Source organism: Streptomyces bambusae (assembly GCF_020532645.1).
In the GTDB taxonomy this organism is placed as follows: domain Bacteria; phylum Actinomycetota; class Actinomycetes; order Streptomycetales; family Streptomycetaceae; genus Streptomyces; species Streptomyces bambusae.
Genome location: NZ_JAJAUZ010000013.1, coordinates 99074 through 122401 on the forward strand (window position 1 = coordinate 99074; position 23328 = coordinate 122401).

Annotated in this window: 19 protein-coding genes; 11 read left to right on the forward strand and 8 right to left on the reverse strand. The window is 74.0% G+C overall.

Translation table 11 applies throughout. The annotated features are described in order from the left end of the window. Positions 1–17 precede the first annotated feature (17 nt). From LG634_RS12080 to zapE, 3 genes are all read right to left on the reverse strand, one after another. The gene (locus tag LG634_RS12080) at positions 18–1388 is read right to left on the reverse strand and encodes an alkaline phosphatase PhoX (RefSeq protein ID WP_226733737.1); all 1371 of its coding nucleotides are present in this window, start codon (positions 1386–1388) and stop codon (positions 18–20) included. A 116-nt stretch (positions 1389–1504) separates the two neighbouring features. Then, positions 1505–1933 (reverse strand): OsmC family protein, encoded by a 429-nt coding sequence (locus LG634_RS12085; protein WP_226733738.1) that lies wholly within the window; start codon positions 1931–1933, stop codon positions 1505–1507. 55 nt (positions 1934–1988) lie between these two features. Next, positions 1989–3098 (reverse strand): cell division protein ZapE, encoded by a 1110-nt coding sequence (gene zapE, locus LG634_RS12090; RefSeq protein WP_226733739.1) that lies wholly within the window; start codon positions 3096–3098, stop codon positions 1989–1991. Positions 3099–3135: 37 nt separating this feature from the next. Here zapE and LG634_RS12095 point away from each other — a divergent pair, with 37 nt between their 5' ends. From LG634_RS12095 to msrB, 4 genes are all read left to right on the forward strand, one after another. Further along, positions 3136–3906, forward strand: a complete 771-nt coding sequence (locus tag LG634_RS12095) for a pyrimidine reductase family protein (protein WP_226733740.1) — start codon at positions 3136–3138, stop codon at positions 3904–3906. 126 nt (positions 3907–4032) lie between these two features. Next, the gene (locus LG634_RS12100) at positions 4033–4506 is read left to right on the forward strand and encodes an indole-3-glycerol phosphate synthase (RefSeq protein ID WP_226733741.1); all 474 of its coding nucleotides are present in this window, start codon (positions 4033–4035) and stop codon (positions 4504–4506) included. 75 nt (positions 4507–4581) lie between these two features. Next, complete coding sequence (murC, locus tag LG634_RS12105; RefSeq protein WP_226733742.1) at positions 4582–5976, forward strand: UDP-N-acetylmuramate--L-alanine ligase; 1395 nt, start codon at positions 4582–4584, stop codon at positions 5974–5976. A 13-nt stretch (positions 5977–5989) separates the two neighbouring features. After that, entirely contained in the window at positions 5990–6406 is a 417-nt protein-coding gene (gene msrB, locus LG634_RS12110; RefSeq protein WP_226733743.1) for a peptide-methionine (R)-S-oxide reductase MsrB, read from the forward strand. 94 nt (positions 6407–6500) lie between these two features. On the opposite strand, the gene LG634_RS12115 is transcribed toward msrB, so the two are convergent. Then, positions 6501–6917, reverse strand: coding sequence for a Fur family transcriptional regulator (locus LG634_RS12115; RefSeq protein WP_226733785.1), 417 nt, complete (start codon positions 6915–6917; stop codon positions 6501–6503). A gap of 270 nt (positions 6918–7187) precedes the next feature. On the opposite strand from LG634_RS12115, the gene katG reads away from it, so the two are divergent. From katG to LG634_RS12140, 5 genes are all read left to right on the forward strand, one after another. Continuing rightward, positions 7188–9413 carry a catalase/peroxidase HPI gene (katG, locus tag LG634_RS12120; protein WP_226733744.1) on the forward strand — a complete coding sequence of 742 codons (2226 nt, stop codon included), beginning with the start codon at positions 7188–7190 and terminating at the stop codon, positions 9411–9413. Positions 9414–9735: 322 nt separating this feature from the next. After that, positions 9736–12114, forward strand: a complete 2379-nt coding sequence (locus LG634_RS12125) for a sensor histidine kinase (RefSeq protein WP_226733745.1) — start codon at positions 9736–9738, stop codon at positions 12112–12114. After that, entirely contained in the window at positions 12111–12512 is a 402-nt protein-coding gene (locus LG634_RS12130) for a roadblock/LC7 domain-containing protein (protein ID WP_226733746.1), read from the forward strand. Before LG634_RS12125 ends, LG634_RS12130 begins: the two co-directional genes overlap by 4 nt. Next, positions 12512–12955, forward strand: a complete 444-nt coding sequence (locus LG634_RS12135; RefSeq protein ID WP_226733747.1) for a DUF742 domain-containing protein — start codon at positions 12512–12514, stop codon at positions 12953–12955. The genes LG634_RS12130 and LG634_RS12135 overlap by 1 nt, the downstream gene beginning before the upstream one ends. Next, complete coding sequence (locus tag LG634_RS12140; RefSeq protein WP_226733748.1) at positions 12942–13532, forward strand: GTP-binding protein; 591 nt, start codon at positions 12942–12944, stop codon at positions 13530–13532. The genes LG634_RS12135 and LG634_RS12140 overlap by 14 nt, the downstream gene beginning before the upstream one ends. Before the next feature lie 67 nt (positions 13533–13599). Here LG634_RS12140 and LG634_RS12145 read toward each other — a convergent pair whose 3' ends face one another. The 3 genes from LG634_RS12145 to LG634_RS12155 all read right to left on the reverse strand — a co-directional run bounded on the left by LG634_RS12145 (position 13600) and on the right by LG634_RS12155 (position 19032). Beyond that, positions 13600–14439 carry a hypothetical protein gene (locus tag LG634_RS12145; protein WP_226733749.1) on the reverse strand — a complete coding sequence of 280 codons (840 nt, stop codon included), beginning with the start codon at positions 14437–14439 and terminating at the stop codon, positions 13600–13602. Then, on the reverse strand, positions 14439–15710 hold the full coding sequence (locus LG634_RS12150; RefSeq protein WP_226733750.1) for a VWA domain-containing protein: 1272 nt from the start codon (positions 15708–15710) through the stop codon (positions 14439–14441). Before LG634_RS12150 ends, LG634_RS12145 begins: the two co-directional genes overlap by 1 nt. A 115-nt stretch (positions 15711–15825) precedes the next feature. Next, entirely contained in the window at positions 15826–19032 is a 3207-nt protein-coding gene (locus LG634_RS12155; RefSeq protein WP_226733751.1) for a hypothetical protein, read from the reverse strand. 220 nt (positions 19033–19252) lie between these two features. Between LG634_RS12155 and LG634_RS12160 the strand changes: the two genes are divergently transcribed. Further along, positions 19253–21310 carry a phosphocholine-specific phospholipase C gene (locus LG634_RS12160; protein WP_226733752.1) on the forward strand — a complete coding sequence of 686 codons (2058 nt, stop codon included), beginning with the start codon at positions 19253–19255 and terminating at the stop codon, positions 21308–21310. A gap of 105 nt (positions 21311–21415) precedes the next feature. Then, complete coding sequence (locus LG634_RS12165) at positions 21416–22171, forward strand: alpha/beta fold hydrolase (protein WP_226733753.1); 756 nt, start codon at positions 21416–21418, stop codon at positions 22169–22171. A 28-nt stretch (positions 22172–22199) separates the two neighbouring features. Here the strand turns inward: LG634_RS12165 and LG634_RS12170 are convergent, their stop codons facing one another. Beyond that, positions 22200–23312 carry an alpha/beta hydrolase gene (locus tag LG634_RS12170; protein WP_226733754.1) on the reverse strand — a complete coding sequence of 371 codons (1113 nt, stop codon included), beginning with the start codon at positions 23310–23312 and terminating at the stop codon, positions 22200–22202. Between the last annotated feature and the right edge of the window lie 16 nt (positions 23313–23328).

A 23328-nucleotide genomic window follows, 5' to 3' on the forward strand; every position in this document is an offset into this window, starting at 1 on the left:
TCCCTGCGGCCCCCGGGTCAGCGCCAGGGGCCCGTCACGGCGAAGGTGGTGCCGGGGGCGTAGCAGTTGACGTACATCGTCGAGCCGTCGGGGGAGAAGGTGACACCGGCGAACTCGCCGTAGTCCGGTTCGGCCGGCGTCCCGATGTTGTGCGCATTGCGGGCCACCGCGTACACCTCGCCGCGCGGGGAGACCCCGTACACGTGCTGCAGCCCGCTCCCGTCCTCGCACACCATCAGCCCGCCCCCCGGCGCCAGGCAGATGTTGTCGGGCGACTCCCCGGGCAGCTGCACGTCGGAGGCCGGCCCGAACACCACCGCCAGCGTCAGCCGCCCCCGCTTCGGCTCGTACCTCCACACCTGCCCGGAGTGGTCCGCCGCCGCCCCCTCCCGGCTGCGCGCGAACGAGGACACGAAGTACACCGCGCCGCCGCTCCAATAGCAGCCCTCCAGCTTCTGCGCGTGCGTGATGCCGCCCCGCCCGAAGTCCTGGAACCGGATCGGCGTGCCCACCGCCATCGGATCCGGCACCGGCACCCACTCCACCCGGAACTGCGCCCCCGGCTCCCGCACCGCCGACAGGTCCGGCACGTCCCGCACCCGCAGCGCCTCCAGCGCCCCGCCCGCCCGCAGCGAGCCCAGCCCGCCGCACGGCCGGTCCGGCAGGAAGCGGTAGAACAGCCCGAACGGCTTCACGAACGCGTCCTCGGTCTCGTACACGATCCCGCTGTGCGGATCCACCGCCACCGCCTCGTGGGCGAACCGCCCCAGGGCCGTCAGCGGGACCGCGCCGCTGCGCCGCGGATCGGCCGGGTCCACCTCGAACACGAAGCCGTGGTCCCGCACGTAGTCGCCGGTGCCGGCCAGGTCCTCGGTCTCCTCGCAGGTCAGCCAGGTCCGCCAGGGCGTCGGGCCGCCCGCGCAGTTCACGGCCGTGCCCGCGACGCCCACCCGCTCCCCGGTGACCGCGCCGTCCGCGTCCAGCTCCAGGACGGTGCAGCCGCCCCGGGCCCCCGGGTCGTAGGTGAGCCCCGGCACCGGCGGGACGCGCAGCGCGGCGGTGGCCCGGTTCTCGTGGTTGCGCACCAGCCGCACCCGGCCGCGGCCGCCCGCGAAGGCCGCCATCCCGTCGCAGTTCTGCGGCACCCGGCCCTCGCCCGACCGCATCGGGTCGCCCGACCGGGACAGCACCCGGTAGCGGAACCCGGCGGGCAGGTCGAGCAGTCCGGCCGGATCCGGCAGCAGCGGCCCGTACCCGGCGACGGCCGGAGCGCGGCCCGGAACGGCGGCGCTCGCGGCTCCCGTGAACAGTTCGCCGAGGGCCCCGGCGAAGGCGACGGAGGCGACGGCCCCCGTACCGGTGAGGATCTGACGGCGGGTCGCGGACATCAGGCAACAACTCCCCGGGGGGTGGAAAGGAGATGTGACCCGCATGTGGTACCACGTGCCTGCGGCGTGGGGAACCATGCGGGCCGCACCCCCGCGGGGTGTCGCCGCCCCCGGCGTCAGACGAGCTTGGCGCTCAGCGTGATCGTCGTACCGGTCAGGGCCTGGCTGACCGGGCAGTTCTTCTTGGCGTCCTCGGCCGCGGCGAGGAAGTCCTCCTCGCTGATGCCGGGCACCTCGCCCTCGACGGTCAGGTGGCTGCCGGTGATGCCCTGGCCGGGCACGAAGGTCACCGCGGCCTTGGTGTTCAGCCGCGCCGGCGCGTGCCCGGCCTTGGCCAGCACGTTGGAGAAGGCCATGTTGTAGCAGCTGGAGTGCGCGGCGGCGATGAGCTCCTCCGGGCTGGTGCGCCCGTTCGCCTCCTCGTCGGTGCGGGCCGGCCAGGAGACGGCGTACGTGCCGAGGCCCGAGGAGTCGAGGGTCACCTCGCCCTTGCCCCCCAGCAGATCGCCTTCCCAGACAGCGTGTGCATGACGCGTGGCGGCCATGATGGATCCCTTCAAGGCTGTTCGGCCGGGCCGGTGTTGGCCCGACCGGCCCAACCTACTGGGACACCAGCCCCTTTGCGTCGCGGGCGAGCGCGGTGAGCCGCGAGATGGCGCGGAAGTACTTCTTTCGGTACCCGCCGTTCAGCATCTCTTCGCTGAACAGGCGGTCGAACGGCACGCCCGACGCCAGCACCGGTATCTCCCGGTCGTACAGACGGTCGGCGAGGACCACCAGGCGCAGCGCGGTGGACTGGTCCGGCACCGCCTGCACATCGGTGAGGCAGACCGCGGATATGTCCTCGGTGAGCGCGCTGTAGCGGCTCGGGTGCACCCGGGCGAGGTGGGCCAGCAGCCCCGGGAAGTCGTCGAGGGTGGCGCCGGGGGTCGCGTACGCGGCCTTGGCCACCTGCTCGTCGCTGTACGGGGCCGGGGCCTCGGGCAGCCCGCGGTGCCGGTAGTCCTCGCCGTCGATGCGCAGCGGCCGGAAGTGGGCGGACAGGCCCTGGATCTCGCGCAGGAAGTCCACCGCGGCGAACCGGCCCTCGCCCAGCTTGCCCGGCAGCGTGTTCGAGGTGGCGGCCAGCGCGACGCCCGATTCGACCAGCTTGCGCAGCAGGCTGGAGACGAGGACGGTGTCGCCCGGGTCGTCGAGCTCGAACTCGTCGATGCACAGCAGCCGGTGCCCGCCGAGGGTCTGCACGGTCTGCTGGAAGCCGAGGGCACCGACCAGGTTCGTCAGCTCGACGAAGGTGCCGAACGCCTTGTACTCGGGTGCGGCCGGGGTGGCGTGCCAGAGCGAGGCGAGCAGGTGGGTCTTGCCGACGCCGTAGCCGCCGTCGAGGTAGACCCCGCGCGGACCGGCGGGCGCGGCCGGCTTCTTCGAGAACCAGCGCCGCTTGGCCGTGCCGCTCGCGTGCGCCCCGCCGAGGCCGGCGGCGAACGTGCTCAGGGTGGTGACGGCCTGCGCCTGGCTCGGCTGGTTCGGGTCCGGGTTGTACGTGTCGAAGCGCACGCCGTCGAACCGCGGTGGCGGCACCATCTCCGCGACCAGCCGTTCGGCGGGTACGTACGGCTCGCGGGCGCACAGGGACTGCGGGCCCGCCTCGGCTATGGGCTCCGGACCGGTGGCGAGGGCCCCGGAGGACGCGGTGAGAGATGTCGACACAGCCCTCAACTTTACGCCGCATGCCACACTGCCTCGCATGCGACGCCTGTTCCCTGTGACCGATCAGACATCCGCCGAGTCCGACCGGGAGTGGTCCCTGGACGAGCTGGCCGAGGCCTACGCCTACCCCGCGCAGGCGGCGGACGGGCACTGGCTGCGGGGCAACATGGTCTCCTCGCTGGACGGTGCCGCCCAGCACGAGGGCCGCTCCCAGCCGATCTCCAGCGACACAGACATGCGGATCTTCGGCACCCTGCGGGCGCTGGCCGATGTGGTCGTCGTCGGTGCGGAAACGGTTCGCCTGGAGGGTTACCGGCCGGCCCGGGCCCGGGAGGCCTTCGCCGCCCGCCGAGCGGCCGCCGGCCAGGGCCCGGCCCCCGCCATCGCCGTGGTCAGCGCGAGCCTGGACCTGGACTTCTCGCTGCCCCTGTTCACCTCCCCGCTGGTGCCCACCCTGGTTCTGACCGGTGCGGCGGCCCCCGCGGACCGGGTGGCCGGGGCGCGGACGGCGGGCGCCGAGGTGCTGTTCGCCGGGGACGGCGCCGGGGTGGACCCGGCCCGGGCGGTGACCGCCCTCGCCGGGCGGGGGCTGCGGCGCCAGCTCACCGAGGGCGGGCCGCGGCTGCTGGGCCAGTTCATCGCGGCCGGGGTGCTCGACGAGCTGTGCCTGACGGTGTCGCCGACCCTGACCGCGGGCGACGCGCAGCGGATCGCCGGGGGGCCCTCCCTGGCGGTGCCGGCCCGGCTGGAACTCGCCGGGCTGCTGGAGGAGGCCGGGTTCCTGTTCACCCGTTACCGTCGGAGCTGACACGTTGCGGAATTTACCGTTCCGCTTTTCTCCGGCTGGGCACACTTACCTGCACCGGCCCCGTGCGCCAGCGGGGCAGGATGGTTTCCGCAGGGGCCCACGGCCCATGAAAACGAGAGGGCGTCCGTGTTCACGAGCGTATTGATGATCGAGAAGCCTCTGACATCCGTAGACGTGGACTTCGTCACGACCCTGCACGGAGACGACCCCGTCTCCTTCGTCGTGCTGCTGCAGCCCCGGGGCGACCGGGACCGGCTGCTGCGCGCCATCGACGACGTCGCGCTCGGCGAGCTCCCCGAGGCGATCCGGGAGGGCGACGAACCGGAAGGCGCCGAGGCGCTCGGCCCGGCCGCGCAGTCCCTGGAGCACTCGCTCCGGGCGCTGCGCGCACGCAACCACTCGGCGGTGGGGCACATCGTCGAGGACCACCCGCTGGACCGGCTCAGGGCGGTCGTGGAGGAGACCGGCGCCGACGAGGTGATCGTGCTGACGGCGCCGCACTTCGTGGAGGAGTTCTTCCACCGGGACTGGGCCTCCCGGGCCCGCCACAAAGTGGGGGTTCCCGTGCTCAAGCTCTTCGCCCACAACGAGAACGAATAGGCTGCGGGGGTAGGTGTCCCGTTCCGGGGCACCGCCCGCACCACGCCTTCGGGCACGCCCTCGGGAGACACACGCATGACACTCGGCCTGCCGACCGCCATGGACCGGCCCCACTTCATCGGCATCGGCGGCGCCGGCATGTCCGGAATCGCGAAGATCCTCGCGCAGCGGGGAGCGAAGGTGGCGGGCAGCGACTCGCGCGAGTCCGCCACCGCGGAGGCGCTGCGCACCTTCGGGGCGACGGTCCACATCGGGCACGCTGCCGGCCACCTCGCCGACGACGCCAGCTGCGTCGTCGTCTCCAGCGCCATCCGTGCGGACAACCCCGAGCTGGCCCGCGCCGCCGAGCTGGGCATTCCGGTCGTGCACCGCTCGGACGCCCTGGCCGCCCTGATGACCGGCACCCGCCCGATCGCGGTCGCCGGCACCCACGGCAAGACGACCACCACCTCGATGCTGGCCGTCTCGCTGTCGGCGCTCGGCCTGGACCCCTCGTACGCCATCGGCGGCGACCTGGACGCGCCGGGCTCCAACGCCCACCACGGCACCGGCGAGATCTTCGTGGCCGAGGCGGACGAGAGCGACCGCTCCTTCCACACGTACGCCCCCGAGGTCGCGATCGTCCTCAACACCGAGCTGGACCACCACGCCAACTACGCCTCGATGGACGAGATCCACGAGTCCTTCGAGACCTTCGTCGGCAAGGTCGTGCCCGGTGGCACCCTGGTCGTCTCCGCCGACCAGGACGGCGCCGTCGAGCTGACCCGCCGGGTCCGCGCCGCCCAGGACGTCAAGGTCGTCACCTACGGCGAGAGCGAGACCGCCGACGTCCGCGTCCTCCAGGTCGTCCCGCGCGGCCTGACCAGTGAGGTCACCGTGGTCCTCGACGGCAGCCCGCTGACCTTCACGGTCTCCGTGCCCGGCCGCCACTACGCGCACAACGCCGTCGCGGCGCTGGTCGCGGGCTCCGCCCTGGGCGTCCCGGCCGCCGAGCTGGCCGCCGCCCTCGGCAAGTACACCGGCGTGAAGCGCCGCCTCCAGCTCAAGGGCGAGGCGGCCGGCGTGCAGGTCATCGACTCGTACGCGCACCACCCGACCGAGATGACCGCCGACCTGGAGGCCATCCGCGGCGCGGCCGGCGACGCCCGGATCCTGGTGGTCTTCCAGCCCCACCTGTTCTCCCGCACCCAGGAGCTGGGCACCGAGATGGGCCGGGCCCTGGCGCTCGCCGACTCCTCCGTGGTCCTGGACATCTACCCGGCCCGCGAGGACCCGGTCCCCGGCATCACCAGCGAGATCATCATCGACGCGGCCCGGCAGGCCGGCGCGGACACCGCCCCCGAGCACGACAAGGGCGCCGTCCCGGACGTGATCGCGGGAATGGCGAAGCCCGGCGACCTCGTTCTCACCATGGGTGCGGGCGACGTGACCGACCTGGGCCCGGCCATCCTGGCCCGTCTGGCGAACTGAGGGAGCAGCCGTCATGCCGTACGAGATCGAGAAGCCCGACGAGCAGTGGCAGGCGGAGCTCACCCCTTCGGAGTACCAGGTGCTGCGGCTGGCGGGCACCGAGCCGGCCTTCCGCGGTGAGTACACGGACACCAAGACCGCCGGCGTCTACTCCTGCCGCGCCTGCGGCGCCGAGCTGTTCCGCTCCGACACCAAGTTCGACTCGCACTGCGGCTGGCCGTCCTTCTACGACCCGAAGGACAGCGACGCCGTCGAACTCCTCGCGGACACCTCGCACGGCATGGTCCGCACCGAGGTCCGCTGCGCCCGCTGCGGCTCCCACCTCGGCCACGTCTTCGAGGGCGAGGGCTACGGCACCCCCACCGACCAGCGCTACTGCATCAACTCCATCTCCCTGCGCCTGACGCCCGACGCCGACGGCCAGGGCTGACGCAGGCGCAGTGCCTCGCACCCGCGAAGGGGCGGCCCCGGTCCGGACAGGACCCGGGGCCGCCCCTTCCGCGTGCCCGCGCGCGAGCCTGCCGTCAGGGGGCCGCGCAGACCGGGCAGAGCCCGCGGTAGGTGACCTCGGCGGCGGAGACGGAGAAGCCGAAGCGTTCCGCGGCGGGCAGGGCGGCCAGCGGATCGCCGTCGGGGTGGACGTCGCGGATCGCGCCGCAGCCCGAGCAGACCAGGTGGTGGTGCGGGCGGTGGGCGTTCGGGTCGTACCGCTTGGCGCGGCCGTCCCCGGGCAGCTCCATCACTTCGCCGAGCGAGACCAGCTCGCCCAGGGTGTTGTAGACGGTCGCCCGGGAGATCTCCGGAAGCCGTGCGGAGGCCCGGGCCAGCACCTCGTCCGCGGTCAGGTGGATGTGCTCGCCGTCCAGCACCTCGGCGACCACGCGGCGCTGGGCGGTCATCCGCCAGCCGCGTCCGCGGAGCCGTTCGAGCAGGTTGCTCATGGTCACCAGCCTCACGCTGAGATGTCCGAAGAGTGATTCCGTACGGGTCTTGTTGTCGTATTGACTTGGAATCTGTCCATCGTAGGATCGCATCCGGTGGCAGCCAAGGAACAGAACGAGACCGAGTACGAGGAGCGACCGGGTGCCACACGACCACGGCTTCGCTCTCGTTTGTGACCCCGGTCACCTACTGTGGACTGTGCCCGGACTGTCCCATCGCCCTCAGTTCCCGAGCTCCGAGATCCGCTAAGTTCGGAAGGAATTCGTTTCATGTCCGAGAAGCACGACGCAGACATCGCCGCGACGGCGGAGGGCACAGGCGGCTGCCCGGTCGTCCACGGGCGCGCCCCCCACCCCACGCAGGGTGGCGGCAACCGCCAGTGGTGGCCGGAGCGGCTCAACCTGAAGATCCTCGCCAAGAACCCCGCCGTGGCGAACCCGCTCGGCGAGGAGTTCGACTACGCGGCGGCCTTCCGGACCCTCGACCTGCCGGCCGTCAAGCAGGACATCGCCGAGGTGCTCACCACCTCGCAGGACTGGTGGCCGGCCGACTTCGGCCACTACGGCCCCTTCATGATCCGCATGGCCTGGCACAGCGCCGGCACCTACCGGATCAGCGACGGCCGCGGCGGCGCCGGCGCCGGCCAGCAGCGCTTCGCCCCGCTCAACAGCTGGCCGGACAACGCCAACCTCGACAAGGCCCGCCGCCTGCTGTGGCCGGTCAAGAAGAAGTACGGCCAGAGCCTCTCCTGGGCCGACCTCATGGTCCTCGCCGGCAACGTGGCCCTGGAGTCGATGGGCTTCAAGACCTTCGGCTTCGGCGGCGGCCGCCCCGACGTCTGGGAGCCGGACGAGGACGTCTACTGGGGCCCCGAGACCACCTGGCTCGACGACCAGCGCTACACCGGCGACCGCGAGCTGGAGAGCCCGCTCGGCGCCGTCCAGATGGGCCTGATCTACGTCAACCCGGAGGGCCCCAACGGCAACCCGGACCCGATCGCCGCGGCCCGCGACATCCGCGAGACCTTCCGCCGCATGGCCATGAACGACGAGGAGACCGTCGCCCTCATCGCCGGCGGCCACACCTTCGGCAAGACCCACGGCGCCGGCCCCGCGGACCACGTCGGCGCCGACCCCGAGGCCGCCCCGCTGGAGGCCCAGGGCCTCGGCTGGGCCTCCACGTACGGCACCGGCAAGGGCGCCGACGCGATCACCTCCGGCCTGGAGGTGACCTGGACCAGCACCCCCACCCGGTGGAGCAACGGCTTCTTCGAGAACCTCTTCGGCTACGAGTACGAGCTCACCGAGAGCCCGGCCGGCGCCCACCAGTGGGTCGCCAAGGACGGCGCCGGCGCGGGCACCATCCCCGACGCCCACGACCCGTCGAAGAGCCACGCCCCGACCATGCTCACCACCGACCTGTCGCTCCGCTTCGACCCGGTGTACGAGCAGATCTCGCGCCGCTTCCTGGCCGACCCGGACGCCTTCGCGGACGCCTTCGCCCGCGCCTGGTACAAGCTGACCCACCGTGACATGGGCCCGGTCGTCCGCTACCTCGGCCCCGAGGTCCCCGCCGAGGAACTGCTCTGGCAGGACCCGCTGCCGGCCCGCGACCACGAGCTGATCGACGCGGCCGACGCCGCCGACCTCAAGCGCCGGATCCTCGACGCGGGCCTGCCCGGCTCGCAGCTGGTCTCCGCCGCCTGGGCCGCCGCCTCCTCGTTCCGCGGCAGCGACAAGCGCGGCGGCGCCAACGGCGGCCGCATCCGCCTGCTGCCGCAGAGCGGCTGGGAGGTCAACGAGCCCGACCGGCTGGCCGGCGTGCTGCGCGCCCTGGAGGGCGTCAAGGCGTCCTTCGACGCCGCCCAGACCGGCGGCAAGCGGGTCTCCCTCGCCGACCTGGTGGTCCTGGCCGGCGGCGCGGCCGTCGAGCAGGCGGCCAAGAACGCGGGCTTCGACGTCGAGGTGCCGTTCACCCCGGGCCGCGTGGACGCCTCGCAGGAGCAGACCGACGTGGAGTCCTTCGCCGCCCTGGAGCCGCAGGCCGACGGGTTCCGCAACTACCTCGGCAAGGGCACCCGGCTGCCGGCCGAGTACCTGCTGCTCGACAAGGCGAACCTGCTGACCCTGAGCGCCCCCGAGATGACGGTGCTCGTCGGCGGCCTGCGCGTGCTGGGCGCCAACCACCAGGAGTCCCGTACCGGCGTGTTCACGGACAACCCCGGCACCCTCACCAACGACTTCTTCGTCAACCTGCTCGACCTGGGCACGACGTGGCAGCCGACCTCTCCGGACGCCCACACCTTCGAGGGGACCGACGCCTCCGGTGCGGTCCGCTGGACCGGCTCCCGCGCCGACCTGGTCTTCGGCTCCAACTCCGAGCTGCGCGCGCTCGCCGAGGTCTACGCGAGCGACGACGCGAAGGCGAAGTTCGTGACCGACTTCGTCGCCGCCTGGGCGAAGGTCATGGACCTGGACCGGTTCGACCTGTCCTGACCCTGCCCCGCCCCACCGGCTGAATCCGGGCCGGCCCGCCACCACGGGCCGGCCCGGCTGTTTTTCACCCCGTTTCCACCCGTTTCCCCCACCGTCACCGGGCGCGGCCCTCGAAACCGCTGCCCCGCACACGTACAAACCATCGAAACAACCCCTCCGTTTCCTCGGTGTGGCTGGATATGATCAGCGCCTCCCGCCTGGTCACATCCGCTCCGGCCCGCTCCGGCCCGCTCCGGCCCGCTCCGGTTCGCTCCGCGCGCGTCCCTCCCGCCGTCCCCGAGGTCCGATGTCTGCCCCTGAACCCGAAGGCATACCCGCACCCTTGAAGCGCCGCCGGCGGCGCCGGACCGTGCGGCTGCGCACCCTGCTGATCTGGCTGGCGGTCGTCCCCACCGTCGCCATGGCGGCCCAGACCGTCCTGACCGCCGACCGGCTGCTGGCCAAATCCCACCACCTGCGGGCCGACCTGGAGTCCGGCCGCCGGATGGGCGAACCGCTCCTGGAACTGATGTCCGCCCTCCAGACCGAGCGCACGGCCACCGCCGGCTGGTGGGTGGGCGCCCCGCTCGCCGCCGCCGAGATGCGCGACAGCCGCCGGGCCACCGACCGGGCCGTCGCCGACTTCCGCCGGATGTCCGCCGGCACCCAGCGCTCGCCCGAAGCCGACCGGATGCTCCGCGAAGTGGCCGGCGGACTCGACGTCCTCGCCCCCCAGCGGGAACGCTCCGACACCCACGTCGGCGGCCCCGAACTGGCCATCGCCTACTACACCGACGTCATCGACCGGCTGATCCGGCTCTGCCAGGAGGCCTTCAGCCACGCCGACGACTCCGGGCTCGGCCAGGAGAGCCGGGCCGCCGTCGCCCTGCTCTCCGCCTTCGAGACCGTCGCCCGCGAAGGCTCCTTCCTCGCCCTCGCCGGCCCCTCCGGGCGGCTCACCAGCACCGAGTTCGCCGGCTTCGTCGAGGCCGTCGGCTCCCACCGCTACCTGTACGACACCGCGATCGTGCCCTACCTCCCGGTCCGCGAACGCGAGTTCTACGACCGGATCACCGCCTCGCAGGCCTGGCGCACCAAGCTGCGCATCGAGAACGCCGTCATCGCCGACCACGAGGACGTCGCGACCGGCGTCCGGCTGCCCGCCGAAGTCGCCGGCTGGCGCGTCGCGTACGAGCAGTTCGGCCCGCGGCTCGCCGACATGAGCGCCAACCGCTGGCGGGCCGTGCTCACCGACGCCGACGCGGACGCCGACGCCCTGGAGGCCGAGGTCGGCTGGCTCATCGGCACCAGCGGCGGCGTGCTGCTGCTCGTCGTCGCCGTCGTCGTCCTCACCACCCGCTCCGTGCTCCGCCGCCTCGACGGCCTGCACCGCCGTACGGTCACCCTCGCCGAGCAGGTCCTGCCCGACGTGGTCGCCCGGCTGCACCGCGGGCACTCCATCGACTCCGTGGCCGACGCCCTGCCGGAGGTCCGCGGGCACCGGGACGAAGTGGGCCGCATCAACGACGCGTTCGCCCGCGTCGTCGCCGTCTCCGTGGACGGCCACCGGCAGCTCGCCGCCGAACGCCACGGCTTCGGCATGTTCGCCTCCGGCATCGCCTCCCGCACCGGCAACCTCGTCAGCCGCCAGCTCGCCCTCACCGAGGACCTCCAGGACACCTTCGGCCACGACGAGGCGCTCCTCGCCGAGCTGATGCGCGCCGACCAGCTGACCGTCGGCATGCGGCGCCAGATCGAGAACCTGCTCATCCTCTCCGGCGGCGAGATCCCCGACCCGCACGCCGAACCCATGCGGGTGGCCGACCTGCTGCGCGAAGCCGCCGCCGAAGTCGAGGACTTCCGCCGGATCGAACGCCAGGCCCTGGACGAGGCCAGCGTCGAACCGCAGGCGATCAGCCAGATCAGCCACCTCCTCGCCGAGCTCCTCGACAACGCCACCCGGTTCTCCCCGCCCCGGTCCAAGGTGGTCATCCGCGCCGAACTCGTCGCCGACGGCCTCTCCGTGGAGATCGAGGACCGCGGCCCCCGCGTCGGCAGCGCCCGGTACGAGGAGATGAACCGGCGCCTGCACACCGCCCCGCCGTACTCCGTCCTCGCCGAGAACGCCCACCGGCTCGGCCTGTTCGTCGTCGGCCACCTCGCCGACCGGCTGGGCGCCACCGTCACCCTGCGCCGCTCCGTGTACGGCGGCACCTCGGCGGTGGTGATCCTGCCGGGCGCACTGCTGGCCACGGCCGGTACACCCGCCCCGGCGGCCGCCGCCGGACGCCCGCCCGCCGCCCCGCTGCCCGCACCCGTGCGCCTCCCCGTGCCCGCCGGCACTGCCGCACGCGGCCCCGAGCCCGTACCCGCGCCCGCCCCGGAGCCCGTACCCGCCGCGCCCCGCCCGTCCGGACCGCAGCCCGCCGCCGAACCGCTGCCGCCCACCGCGGCCGGGCTGCCCGCCCGCCGCAGGACCGGCCCGCCGCAGGCCGCCGTGGAGCCCGCCGCCGTACCGCCGCAGCGCCCCGCCGCCGGCCGCCCGGCCCTCCCCGAGCGCGTCCCGCAGACCCACATGACCGAGCAGCTCCGCGGGCCCCGCCCGGCGGAGCCGGCGACCGGCCCGGACACCGCCACCCCCGAAGAGGTGGCCGACGCCTGGGCCGACTACGAACACGGGACCCAGACAGTGGAACAAGAGCTCAGACGGGAACAGCCATGACCGCATCCAACGACATGATCTTCAGCGTCCTGGACAACAACCTGAGCCGGATCGCCGGCATCCAGGGAGCCGTGCTGCTCTCCAACGACGGGATCATGCTCAGCGCCTACCTCCTCGACCGCGACCAGGCCGAACGGGTCGCCGCCGCCTCCTCCGGCGTCGCCGCCACCATGAAGGCGATATCCCGGGAGATCGACGGCGGCCGGATCATCCGCCAGCTCGTCGAGATGGACGACCGCTACCTGTGCCTCGTCGGCTGCGGCGAGGGCAGCACCCTCATCGTCGTCACCTCCCGCAAGGCCCGCCTCGGCGAGCTCGGCGGCGAGGCCGTCCGCACCGCCCAGGCGCTCGGGGAGTGGCTGGACACCCCGCAGCGCGCCCAGGTGCCCACGCCGTAATGGCCGGGGCGCCGCACGGGGCGGCCGACGGGCCGCCGGAGCCGACCGACGGGGCGCAGGAGCCGGGGGACGGGCGCGGGCCCGTCCCCGTCCGGCCCCGGGGCCGCCGCCGCACCCGCCTGTACGCCCTCACCGACGGGCGGACCGCCGCCGAGTGCACCGTCCTCACCATGGACACCACCATCACGGCCGCGGCCGACCCGGACGCCGACAGCGGGCTGCCCAGCGAGTGGCGGGCCGTCCTCGCGCTCTGCCGGGCGCCCCAGGGGCGGGCGGTCGCCGAACTCGCGGCCCGCATGCACATCCGCCTCACCCCGATGACGCTCCTGCTCGGCGAACTCGCGGACCGCGGACTCGTCCACCACCGGCCGCCGCTCGCGGGGGCCGAGACCAGCAACGTCCACCTGCTCATGAGAATCAGGGACAACCTTGCCCGGATATGAGACCCCCGCCCCGCAGGCGGCCCCCGTGAAGATCCTCGTCGCCGGAGGCTTCGGAGTCGGCAAGACCACCCTGGTGGAGGCGGTCTCCGAGATCGAGCCGCTGCGCACGGAGGAGCGGCTGACGGCCGCCGGCGTGGGCGTCGACGACCTCGACGGCATCGAGTCCAAGGCGGTCACCACCGTGGCCATGGACTTCGGCCGGCTCACCCTCACCGACGCCGGGGTGGTGCTGTACCTGTTCGGCACGCCCGGCCAGGAGCGCTTCTGGTTCATGTGGGACGACCTCCTGAACGGGGCGCTCGGCGCGGTCGTCCTCGTCGACACCCGGCGGCTGGACCGCAGCTTCGCCGCCGTCGACTTCTTCGAGAGCCGCGGCCTGCCGTTCGTGATCGGCGCCAACTGCTTCCACGGCGAACAGCACTACACCGCCGAGGAGATCGCGGCCGCCCTGCACCTGCGCAACCCCGGCACACCGGTCCTGATGCTCGACGCCCGCCGGCGCGCCGACGTACGCGACGTGCTGGTCGCCCTGCTCGACCAGGTGATCGCCGGAGCCGCGGTCAGGACCCCCGCCTGAACCCGGTCGCCGACAGCGCGGAGCCCCTTCTCCCCGGCCGGGGAGAAGGGGCTCCGTGTCACTCGGGTCAGGTGCCCGGCGGCAGGTGCGACGGGCGGCCCGTGCCGCGCGTGAGGCGGTAGCCCCAGACGCCCGCGAGGGCGGCCAGCAGGCCGCCCGCAGCGGTCCACAGCCAGCGGTCGGTCCACCAGCCCGAGGACCAGCCGTCCTCCGGCTCACCGGAGAACAGCTTCGCCACCGTGCGCCCGGCCTTCGAGTCCGCCTCGTCGCCGGACTTCGCGGCGGCGATGCCCGGCACCAGCGGCTCGGCCAGCGAGCCGTCCACCGCGGCCGCCCCGCCCACGTCCTCGGCGGCGACCGCGACCTCGGCGTGCACCGGCAGGCCCTGGTCGGCCTTGGCCAGGCCGACCGCCGTCAGCCGGACGTAGTAGGTGCCCGGCAGCGGGTCCACGGCCCACGGCTCGGTCCATGCCCGCACCGTCCGCAGCGCGCAGACCAGTTCGACCTCGCGCTCGCCGGCCGTCGCGGCCCGCGTGGTGACGCCGTACCGGCAGGCCTGCCGGCGGCGCAGCCCGTCGTACACGTCGAGCTGCCAGGCCGAGGAGGACCGGCCGGCGGCCGTCTCCGGGACCCGCACCGTGGCGCGCACCGTGGGCTGCTGTCCGGCGTCCGCGGCGAACGACCAGTACAGGTAGTCGCCGGTGGAGGCGTCGGCGCTGCCGCGGCCCGCCGCCTCGATCTCGCCGGCGGTGCGGAACGAGGTCCCGGCCTCGGCCGGCCCCGACCCCCCGGTGCCCGCCGACGGCGACGGGCTCGCGGCGCCCGCGGCACCCGCCCCGGTCATCAGCAGCAGCACGGCGGCGGTGCCCGCCGCGATCGTCCGCACGCCCATCAGCTTGACGCCCATCAGTTGGTCCTCCACACGGTCACGCGCCAACGCGAGATCCAGCCCCACAGCAGGCCCCCGAGGAACCCGGCCAGCACCAGTACGGCCAGCAGCCACCAGCCGCGGCCCAGCCCGAACGCGGCCACGTCCGAGGCCTCGTCGGGACCGTCCACCACGTCGACCGTCAGCTCGACGGGGAAGCCGGGGGCGGTCTTGACGCCCGGCGCGGGCGCGAACGAGTTGCTCACCCGCAGGCACACCGTCTCGGCGGCGTTGTCGGCCTCGTCGTCGGACCCGGCCTCGGGCCGCGGGTACCGCAGCCCGGTGGAGATCACGTCGGTGCGGCCGTCACCGGCCTCCTGACCGCGGACGATCTCCCGCCCGTACAGGGTCGTGGCGCGCAGCAGCACCCCGTAGTCCCGGGCCACCGCCCGGTCGGCCGCCACGCTCACCGAAGCCCGCAGCTCCTGACCGGGCTTCAGCGCGACCCGGTACCAGCGGTGCGTGCCGGCCTCCTCCCGGTCGGTGTACAGCCCGGAGGCCAGCTCCGGGGCCTTCGCGCACTCGGCGGCGCCCTCCACGGCGACCGGGGTGACCTCGGGTTCGGCCGCCCGGTCCACGAGCTGGTTCACCCGCCGCGACAGGTCCTTCTTGTGCCGGACCGCGGTGTACGTGCCGCCCGTCGCCGAGGCGATGCAGCTGAGCTGCGCCTGGGTCTTGGCGTCCGGCACCAGGCCGAGGGTGTCGATCGTGATGTGGATGTCCTTGGCCGCGATCTCGCGGGCCACCACGCACGGGTCGAGCGGGGCGCAGGTGTCCTCGCCGTCGCTGATCAGGACGATCCGGCGGGAGCCCTCGCCGCCCTGCAGGTCGTCGGCGGCCTTGAGCAGGGCCGGTCCGATCGGGGTCCAGCCGGTGGGCGCCAGGGTGGCGACGGCCGTCTTGGCCTCGGTGCGGTCCAGCGGGCCGACCGGGTACAGCTGCTGGGTGTCCTTGCAGCCCTCCTGCCGGTCGTTGCCGCGGTACTGGGCGCCGAGGGTGCGTATGCCGAGTTCGACCTCCTCGGGGGTGGCGTCGAGCACCTCGTTGAACGCCTGCTTCGCCGCCGCCATGCGGGAGCCGCCGTCGATGTCCCGGGCACGCATCGAGCCGCTGACGTCGAGTACCAGCTCGACCTTCGGCGCCGCGTCCCCGCCCGGTTCGCCCGCGAGGGCGGGACCGGGCTGAAGTCCCATGGTGAGCGCGGCGAGCAGGACCCAGAGCCATGCCGCCGGCCGGATTTTAGTGATCACCGGCGGATCCTATTGACCGTCAGGCGCTGGGCCAAACGGGCGACGGGCTCCGCACCCCGACATCCGGACGCCGTCGCTCCGCCGGTGCGGTGCGGCGGTGCCGGCGGTGCCGGTGTCAGCGGGGCAGCTCCCAGATCCGCACCACCCCGTCGGAGGCGGCGACGGCGAGCAGCCGGCCCGACCGGTCGAAGGCCATGGCGACGGCGCCGTTCAGATGGCCCGTCAGGACGGGGCCGACGAGATGTCCGGTGCGGGTGTCGACGACGTGGATGCCGTCCGGGGTGGGCTCGCCCTCCTCGTGGAAGGTGACGTCGACCGCGGCCAGCCTGCCGTCGTGGCTGAGGGCGGCCGCCTCCTCCAGGTTGCACCGCCCGGGCAGGGACCGGCGGCGGCCGCCCGGCAGGTCCCAGAACGCGAACGCGCACTCCTCGTAACCGCCCTGAAGGTCGGCCACCACGGTGCGGTCGCCGCTGAAGTCGTAGTGGTCCTGGCACCCGTGCCAGTCGCGCAGCGCGGGCAGCCGCCCCAGCACGCGCCGGGCCGTCACGTCCCACAGCAGCGGGGCCGGCGAGCACGGCTCGACCAGGACCACCGGGTGCCCGCCGCCGTGCCAGTACAGGTCCGGGCCCGGGCGGTCGTTCAGGCCCACCCGGAGCACTGTGCCCCTCAGGACGTCCACGACGTCGATCACGTTGCGCGCGGCCAGGGCCCGCAGCTCCGCCGGGACGGGGGAGCGGAACAGCTCCTTCCCCAGGTCGACCGGCCGGACCCGGCCCGCCGCCCCGCCTTCGATCCGGTCGCCCGTGTACGCGTCCCACCGCTCGACCGTCCCCTCCCACGCGGTGAAGAGCTGCCCGTCCTCGAACCACAGGTGGTCCGGCTGCACCCGCGGCAGCAGGGTGACCCGCGAGGTGTCCGGCGGGAACGCGCCGGCCGGCGGCACCGCGAGGAGCGCACCCACCGGTACGAGAGCGGCCGCGAGGGCCCACCCGAGCGCCCGGCGCCGCCGCGGCCCGGCCGTCGCCGGCTGCGGGCCGGTCCCGGCCGCGGCGGGCACCAGCGTCTCCTGGATCCGTACGTGCCGGAACCGGTACAGCCCGCCCGACTGCCGCAGCACGCCCCGCCGGTGGGCGTCCGCGAGGAACCCCATCAGCCGCCACGGCAGCCGCCCCCGCACCGCCCCGGCCAGCCGCAGCAGCGTGAACCTGGTCCAGGCCCGGGTCAACAGCGTCAGCAGCGCCGTGACCAGCCCCGGGAGCACACAGCACACCACCACCAGCACCGGGAGGTCGTCGAGGCCCCCGGTCGCCCCGAACCGCTCCGCCTCGATGCGGAACCGGTGGACGAGCAGGTCGGCGACGCCCGGCTCGTGCCGCCAGCCGTTGAACGCCGCGCCCGTCGCCGCGGCCACCGCCGAGCACCCCACCAGGACGGGGAACACCAGCAGGGCCACCACCGCGCCCGCCGCCGGCGCCCCGGTCAGTGCCGAGTTGCGGTCCTCGCGCAGCGACCCGGACGGGTCCGAGCGGGCCGCCTGCCCGGGCGGCGCGTCCAGGCACTCGCACACGGCCAGCGCGCAGGAGACGGCCACGATCACCGCCACCGCCACGTTCTGTACGGCGACCAGGATGCCCGCCGCGTCCAGCCCCCACCCTCCGGAGACCAGCACCAGGGCGAGCGCGCCGAGCACCGCCACGGCCGGCACCGCGGTGAACGCCAGTCCCGACCGGAACCCGCGGCGCAGCCGGGGCATCGCGCCGCGCACCGTGAACGCGGGCCGCCCGGGCCGCCGGTCGGCCGTCGCGAACCACACGATCATGGCCAGCAGGGCGAAGCAGCCGCCGACGGCCGCGCCCTGCCCGCCCTTGAAGTCGTACTCGGCGAGCTGTGCGGTGAGCACGCCGGTGAACACCCACAGCAGGATGCCCAGCCCCAGTCCCACCCCCGCCGCCGTCCACGCCGAGAACAGCCGTCCCGGCATCAGCCACCACGCCAGGTCCTGTTCGCGGTGCCGGTGCAGGTAGAGGGCGAGGGAGGCGAGCCAGGCCCGGGCGCGGGCCGCGTCCCGGTCCGGCAGGTCCGCGTACGCCGCGTCCACGAACCGCTCCATCAGGTGGTCCTCGACGGCGTGCCGGCTGGGGAACCGGGCCGGGTCGGCGAGTTCGGCGGGCCGGCCGGGGGAGCGCTCGTACCGGGACCGGGCCACGGAGATCATCAGCGGCGTGGAGAGCGCCAGCGCCACCGGCCCGCCGGGCTCTTCCCGCAGCTGCCCGAACACCGGCTCCCAGTCGGTGCCGGCAGGCCAGTCGGCATCGGAGAGGTAGCCGATCGCGTCCGCGGCGGCGACCGGGGCGATCTCCACGACCGGTGCCCGGCGCAGGGCAGGGGAGCCGCCCTCGATGACGTCCTCGTACTCGGCACTGCGGCAGGTGACGACCACCGGCCGGTCGGTGCCCAGGGCCCGGTTCAGGGCCCGGACCGCGCCGCGGCGGGCCGACTCGGGGATCTCGTCGAGGCCGTCGAGCACCGGCAGCAGCAGGCCGTGCGCGAGCAGGGTGCGGGGGATGTCCGGGCGCCCGGCGTAGTACGCGCCCGCCAGGGTGCGCACCAGCCAGTCGTCGAGGCCCTCCACCACGGGGTCCCAGGAGGAGACGGGCACCAGCACCGGCACCGGCCGGACCGGCTCGCCGCGGTCCGCGGCGGCGAGCAGCCCCAGGGTGAGCAGCATCGCCAGCACGCTCTTGCCGGCGCCCGGCTCGCCGAGGACCACCAGCCGGCCGCCGTCGATCTGCCGGTACCCGGCGGCGAGCCGGGCGGTGGCCTCCTCGAACCGGCCGTCGAGGCGGCCGTCGAGCCGGACCCGCAGCACCCGCGCGGCCCGGGCCCCGGGGATCCCGGCAGCCGGTCCACCGCCCGCCGCGGCCGGCGCGCGGCCCGCCGGGACCGGTTCCCCGGCCGGCCGGTCGGCGACCTCCCGGCGGGTCGCCGCCCAGGCCAGCGGCAGCACCCGCGGGTCGCGCAGCCGCCGGGCCGACGCCTCGTCCAGCCACTGGGCGCGTACGGTCCGGGCCAGGTCGTCGGCGAGCGCGGCCGGGTCGGGCGGCGGCTGCTCCGCCCCGCGCAGGAACTCCGCGAGGCTCAGCAGCAGCCCGGCCAGGCCGACGAACAGCCCGAGCACGCTCGCGAGCGAGTCGCCGGTGCCGAGGTCCAGGGCCCGGAACACGGCGAACAGCAGCAGCCCGATCACACCGAAGGACAGGAACAGCAACTTCCGGACCCGGCGCCGCCGGAGGCGGTCGCGCGGCGGTGACAGGGCGGCCATGCACCGATGGTGACAGTTCGTCACGGCGCGTGGTGGCGGGCGGAGCGGATCTCCCCCGCGCAGGTGACGGGCGTGACGGGCGGGCCGCGCGTCGACTCCCGGCTCCTGCCGTTCTCCTGGCGTACCGCGCCCCGTCACGGGGCAGTCTCCGCCCGGTACCACGCACGCGCTGTTCTGAGTCCGCCCCTCACCCCCCTCACCCGCAGAGGTCACCCCACTCATGGCAGAACTCGACCGCCGTCGTTTCCTCCAGCTGGCCGGCGGAGCCGCCGCCCTGACCGCGCTGTCGGACAGCATCGCCCGGGCCGCCGCCATTCCGGCCGCGGCCGGCACCGGCACCCTCCAGGACGTCGAGCACATCGTCGTCCTGATGCAGGAGAATCGTTCCTTCGATCACTATTTCGGTGCAATGAAGGGCATCCGCGGCTTCGGCGACCCCCGTCCCGTGACGCTGCCCAGCGGCAAGCCCGTCTGGCACCAGTCCGACGGCAAGAAGGAGACCCTGCCGTTCCGCCCGCCCGGCGACGACCTCGGCATGGAGTTCCTCCAGGGCCTCAACCACGACTGGGCCGGCGGTCAGAAGGCGTTCAACAAGGGCAAGTACGACCAGTGGGTGCCCGCCAAGACCGCCACCACCATGGCGTACCTGACCCGCGAGGACATCCCGTTCCACTACGCCCTCGCCGACGCCTTCACCATCTGCGACGCGTACCACTGCTCGTTCATCGGGTCCACCGACCCGAACCGCTACTACATGTGGACCGGGTACACCGGCAACGACGGCACCGGCGGCGGCCCCGTCCTCAACAACGCCGAGGCCGGCTACGGCTGGACCACCTACCCCGAGCGCCTGGAGGCCGCCGGGATCTCCTGGAAGATCTACCAGGACATCGGCGACGGACTGAACGCCGCCGGCTCCTGGGGCTGGATCAACGACGCCTACCGCGGCAACTACGGCGACAACTCCCTCCTGTACTTCAACACGTACCGCAACGCCCAGCCCGGCAGCGCCCTGTACGAGAAGGCCCGCACCGGCACCAACGCCAAGGCCGGCGAAGGCTACTTCGACCGGCTGCGCGCCGACGTGCAGGCTGACCGGCTGCCCCAGGTCTCCTGGATCGCCGCCCCCGAGGCCTTCTCCGAGCACTCCAACTGGCCCTCGAACTACGGCGCCTGGTACATCGCCCAGGTCCTCGACGCCCTGACCTCCAACCCCGACGTGTGGGCCCGTACCGCCCTGTTCATCACGTACGACGAGAACGACGGCTTCTTCGACCACGTCGTCCCGCCGTACGCGCCGGGCTCCGCCGCGCAGGGCCTGTCCACCGCGCCCACCGCGCTCGACTACTTCCCGGGCAAGACCGGCTACGTCGCCGGCCCCTACGGCCTCGGCCCGCGCGTGCCCATGCTGGTCGTCTCACCGTGGAGCACCGGCGGCTACAGCTGCTCCGAGACCTTCGACCACACCTCGATCATCCGGTTCATCGAGAAGCGGTTCGGGGTCCGCGAGCCCAACATCTCGCCGTGGCGCCGCGCCGTCTGCGGCGACCTGACCTCCGCCTTCGACTTCAGCCGCACCAACACGGCGCCCGCCGCGCTGCCGCCCACCGCCGGCTACTACCCGCCGGACCGCGAGCGCCACCCCGACTTCGTCCCGACGGTCCCGGCCACCGGCACCATGCCCCGCCAGGAGGCCGGCTCCCGGCCCACCCGCCCGCTCGCGTACGCCCCGTACGTGGACGGCGCGGCGAACACCGGCACCGGCAGGTTCCAGCTGACGTTCAGCGGCGGCCCGCAGTCCGGCGCCCAGTTCCTCGTCACGGCGACGAACCGGACCGACGGCCCGTGGACGTACACCGCCGAGGCCGGCAAGTCGCTCGCCGACTCCTGGAACACCACGTACTCCAAGGGGGTCACCGACCTCACCGTGCACGGCCCCAACGGTTTCCTGCGCCGCTTCCGCAGCCCCGGCAAGACCGCCGGACCCGAGGCCACGGCCCGCCACAACGCGGCCACCGGCGCCCTGGACCTGACGTTCACCAACGCCGGTTCCACGGACGCCCACCTCACGGTGACCAACGCCTACGGCGGCGCCCCGCAGACCTTCACGGTCCGCCCCGGCACCACGGTCACCCACGCGCTGGACCTGCGCGCCACCCGCAACTGGTACGACGTGACCGTCGTCTCGGCGGAGGACAGCACCTTCCTGCGCCGCCTCGCCGGCAAGGTCGAGACCGGCGCCGCCGGCCTCTCCGACCCGGGCATCCGCACCGTCTGACCCGGCCGCACCGCCCCGGCACCGCACGGTGCCGGGGCGGTGTGAGCACCCGCGGACGGGGGCAGACCGTACGGCGTCAGTTCTCGGCGACCGCAGGGAGACCGCATGCCCATCGCCCACCGGACCACCGGCTCGGGGCCCGTCCGCGTCATCGTGCTGCACGACTGGTTCGGCACCTCCGCCAACTGGGGCTCGATCCTGGACTACTTCGACCCGGAGCGGTTCACGTACGCCTTCATGGACTACCGCGGGTACGGCGACCGCAAGGCCGAGCCCGGCCGCCACACCGTCCCCGAGATCGCCGACGACGTGCTGGCGCTCGCCGACGAGCTGGGCTGGGAGCGGTTCTCCCTCATCGGGCACTCGATGGGCGGCAAGGCGATCCAGCAGGTCCTGGTCCGCGCCCCGGAGCGGGTCGAGCGGATGATCGGCCTCGCCCCCGTGCCGGCCGGCCCGTACCCGATGGACGACGACACCCACGCCCTGTTCTTCGGCGCCGCCGAGGACCCGCTCAAACGGCGCACCATCCTCGACGTGGTCACCGGCAACCGGGCGAGCGGCCACTGGCTGGACCGGATGGTCGCGCACTCCCTGGAGGTGTCCCGGCCGGAGGCCTTCGCCGGCTACCTCGACAGCTGGCAGTCCCTCGACCTGTCGGCCGCCGTCAAGGGGAACACCGTGCCGGTCCTCGTCCTCGTCGGCGCCCACGACCTCGCGCTGACCGCCGAGGTCATGCAGGCCACCTGGCAGGTCTGGTACCCGAACGCCGAGATCCGCACCCTGCCCGGCAGCGGCCACTACCCGATGCACGAGACCCCGGTCGCGCTGGTCACCGAGATCGAGGCCTTCCTGGCCGCCTGAGCCCGCGTGCCGGGCGGACGCGCCCGGTCTACGGCGCGCGCAGCCGGCCCACCAGCCAGTCCAGGGCCGGCTGCACCTCGCGCAGCCACGTCTCGTAGTTGTGTCCGCCCCGGCCCAGGGTGATCGACGACACCCGGGCCGGCGGCCGGACCGCCCGGACGAACCGCACGGTCTCCGGGTACTGCGCCTCGCCGTTGCGGCTGCTGGCCACCAGTAGCGACACCGGCGGCTGCGGCAGCCGGCGCAGCCGCCACAGCAGGTCGCTCTCCCGCCGCAGCCGCGCGTCCCCGGCGAACAGGTCGCCCGTCTCGTGGTCGTGCGCCGCCCGGTAGAAGGCGGACAGCCCGGCCGCCGCCCGGTACGCCTCCGGGCGGCGCAGCGCCAGCTTCAACGCGCAGTAGCCGCCCACCGAGTTGCCCATCACGCCCCAGGCGCGTGGATCGCGGGTCAGCCCGTAGTGCCCGGCCACGGCGGCCGGCAGGTCCTGCGCGAAGAACGTCTCCGCCTGTGGCCCGTCCGGCACGTCCACGCACTCCGTGTCCCGCGGCGGCGCCACCGTCGGCGTCAGCATCACCAGCACCGCAGGCCGCATCCGGCCCGCCCGCACCCCGTCCAGTGCCGTCTGCGGGTACCCGAACAGGTCGATCAGCACCCGGGTGGTGCTCGGGAACCCGCTGAGCGCCACCACCACCGGGAACCGGGCCCGCTCGGCGGCCGGCGCCCGCAGGTAGGCGGGCGGCAGGTGCACGTACGCCTTCGTGGTCAGCCCGCTGCGTGCGCCGTGCAGGGTCACCGCGTCGATCCGGCCGATCACCGCCGGGTCCGCCGACCCCCGGTGCTTCCACCGGTGCACCCCGGTGACCTGCAGCGCCGCCCGGTCCCGGCCGGCCTGCGGCGCCGACGCGTCCCGGTTCAGGGCCAGCAGGTCGCCCCAGGTCGCGTAGAACCCGTACGCATTGTTCACGACCAGGGTCAGCGGCAGCGCCAGCGCCAGGAACAGGCACAGCTGTACGGCGACCCTGCCGAGCAGTGCGGCCGGCCCGCGGCCGGCCAGCCGGGGCCACCCCCACACGGCGCAGCCGAACACGGCGCAGGCCAGCAGGGCCGTCAGGGCGAGGGCCGGGTCCCCGGTGAGCGACATGGGCACGATCCTGCCA